Annotated in this window: 2 protein-coding genes and 2 pseudogenes; 1 reads left to right on the top strand and 3 read right to left on the bottom strand. The window is 74.0% G+C overall.

Annotated features, from left to right (window positions below):
- Positions 1-142 (bottom strand): DUF6758 family protein (locus AB0O29_RS34935; RefSeq protein WP_365160189.1); only part of this gene is annotated, 142 nt, incomplete at its 3' end.
- Here AB0O29_RS34935 and AB0O29_RS34930 point away from each other — a divergent pair.
- A pseudogene (locus AB0O29_RS34930) lies at positions 98-1,168 on the top strand (MinD/ParA family protein); the annotation flags it as partial. The gene AB0O29_RS34935 and the pseudogene AB0O29_RS34930 sit on opposite strands and share 45 nt — an antisense overlap.
- A 67-nt stretch (positions 1,169-1,235) precedes the next feature.
- Here AB0O29_RS34930 and AB0O29_RS34925 read toward each other — a convergent pair.
- Positions 1,236-2,195 (bottom strand): bifunctional riboflavin kinase/FAD synthetase, encoded by a 960-nt coding sequence (locus AB0O29_RS34925; RefSeq protein ID WP_365160186.1) that lies wholly within the window; start codon positions 2,193-2,195, stop codon positions 1,236-1,238.
- Between the two features lie 126 nt (positions 2,196-2,321).
- A pseudogene (locus AB0O29_RS34920) lies at positions 2,322-2,714 on the bottom strand (serine protease); the annotation flags it as partial.

Raw genomic sequence — 2,714 nt, 5'->3', positions numbered from 1 at the left:
CCAGCTCCTCGGCGACCAGCAGCAGCTCGCCCAGGCCGCCCAGCGGGCCGGGGCCCGTGCAGGCGACGACCGTGGCCCGGCCGCCGGTGCGGTCGCCGCCGCCGTCGAGCTGTCGTCCGACCGGCTGATCCGGGCCAAGCAGAAGCCCAAGCCCGGCCGGTCCGGCTTCCGCTTCGGCGGCAAGGCCGCCGAGGCCGACCGCCGCCGCAAGCTGGAGCTGATCCGCACGCCGGTGCTCTCCTGCTACCGGATCGCCGTGATCAGCCTCAAGGGCGGCGTCGGCAAGACCACGACGACCACCGCCCTCGGCGCCACCCTCGCCACCGAGCGCCAGGACAAGATCCTGGCCATCGACGCGAACCCCGACGCCGGCACCCTCGGCCGCCGCGTCCGCCGCGAGACCGGCGCGACGATCCGGGACCTGGTCCAGGCGATCCCGTACCTGCACTCGTACATGGACATCCGGCGGTTCACCTCGCAGGCGCCTTCGGGCCTGGAGATCATCGCCAACGACGTGGACCCGGCGGTCTCGACGACCTTCAACGACGAGGACTACCGCCGCGTCATAGAGACGCTCGGCCGCCAGTACCCGATCATCCTCACCGACTCGGGCACCGGGCTCCTCTACTCCGCCATGCGCGGGGTCCTGGACCTGGCCGATCAGCTGATCATCATCTCCACCCCGTCCGTGGACGGCGCGAGCAGCGCGAGCACGACGCTCGACTGGCTCTCCGCCCACGGTTACGCGGATCTCGTCTCGCGCTCGATCACCGTCATCTCCGGGGTCCGCGAGACCGCCAAGATGATCAAGGTCGAGGACATCGTGCAGCACTTCGAGACCCGCTGCCGGGGCGTCGTCGTGGTGCCGTTCGACGAGCACCTCGCGGCCGGTGCGGAGGTGGACCTCGACCTGATGCGGCCCAAGACCCGGGAGGCGTACTTCAACCTCTCCGCCCTGGTCGCGGAGGACTTCGCACGGGCGCAGCAGCAGGCGACGCAGGGCCAGTGGGGCACCCCGCAGCAGCCCCAGCAGCACGCCCAGCCCCAGCAGCCGCAACCGCAGCAGCCCCAGGGGCCCTACCAGCAGCCCGGCCAGGCCTGGCAGCAACCCCCGGCACCGGCCCCACAGCCGCCCGGCCAGCCCCCGCGCGATCCGCGCCTCGGCTGAGAACGCCGGAGGGCCCCTGCCGTCCCGGGACGGTAGGGGCCCTCCGGGCTGTCAGGGGGTCAGGGGGTCACCGGCGCGCGGCGTCGAAGGCGTCCGTCAGGCCCCGCGCCCGCTTCACGTCGTCCGCGATGGCCTCCAGCAGCCCGTCGAGCGAGTCGAACCTGGCCATCCCGCGCACGTACGCCAGGAACTCCACCGACACGTGCTTCCCGTACAGGTCGAGCCCGACGCGGTCGATCGCGTAGGCCTCCACGGTCCGCTCGGTCGCGTCGAACTGCACGTTCGTGCCGACCGAGATCGCCGCCGGCATCCGCTCGCCGTCCGCCGTCAGCCAGCCCGCGTACACCCCGTCGGCCGGGATCGCCGTGTGCGGGGCCGTTTCGACGTTGGCCGTGGGGTAGCCGAGCTCGCGCCCGCGCTGCGCGCCGCGCACCACGACGCCCTCGATCCGGTGCGGGCGGCCCAGGATCTCGGCGGCGCCCTCCATGTCGCCCTCGGCCACCAGCCTGCGCGCCAGCGTGGAGGAGAACGGCACGCCGCCGCCCGCCTCGCCGCGCTCGACCAGGTCCACGACCTCGACCTCGTAGTCGTAGGTGGAGCCGAGCTCGCGCAGGAAGTCGACGTTCCCGGCGGCCCGGTGGCCGAAGCGGAAGTTCGGGCCCTCGATGACGGCGCGCGCGTTCAGCTTGTCGACCAGCACCTTGACGATGAAGTCGGCCGGGGACAGCTGGGAGAACTCCGCCGTGAACGGCAGGATCAGCAGCGCGTCGACGCCGAGACCGGCCATCAGTTCGGCACGGCGGTCGTACGGGGCCAGGATCGGCGGGTGGCTGCCGGGGCGCACGACCTCGCTCGGGTGCGGGCTGAAGGTGACGACCACCGAGGGCACGCCCAGCGCGCGGGCCTTCGCCACGGCGCGTCCGATGATCAGCTGGTGTCCCCGGTGCACGCCGTCGTAGGAGCCGATGGTGACGACGCTGCGTCCCCAGTCCTGGGGGATGTCCTCCAAGCCACGCCAGCGCTGCACTGTGACCGCTCCTCGCCCGAACCCTTGTAGTCCCTGTACCGGATTGCCGATTGCAGGTCTAAGACTGCCATGCCGGTGCCCCGGTCCCCGCATCGGTGTCCGGCAGCGGCCCCGGCCCGCCCCGGCTCAGGTGACGTCGGGGGCGGACCGGCTGAGGGTCTCCACCGTGCGGCGGGCACCCGGCCCGAGCAGCGCCGCGGCCTCCGCCGAGGCCTCGGCCAGCCAGCGGGCCACCAGGGCGCCGAAGACCGGGTCGGCCCGGACCAGCTCCACCGTGCGCTGTTCGAACACGGCCGGCCCGCCGGGGGTGCGCAGGAGCTGCCGGCCGGTGCGCCGGAGCAGCTCGCGGGTACGGGCCTCGGGGCGCGCGCGGGTCGCGGCGGCGAGGGCGGTCAGGAAGGCGCCGAGCACCCGGGGGTCGGGCTCCTCGCGCAGCAGCGCCTCGGCCAGGTCGGCGCGCAGCGCGGCCCCGGGCTCCTCCCCCGGCGCGGCCAGGACGCCGGCCAGCGCGGCCCGTAC

It is taken from the genome of Streptomyces sp. NPDC089915 (genome assembly GCF_040684675.1).
Lineage (GTDB): Bacteria > Actinomycetota > Actinomycetes > Streptomycetales > Streptomycetaceae > Streptomyces.
This window is presented reverse-complemented; position numbering and strand designations above follow the sequence as displayed.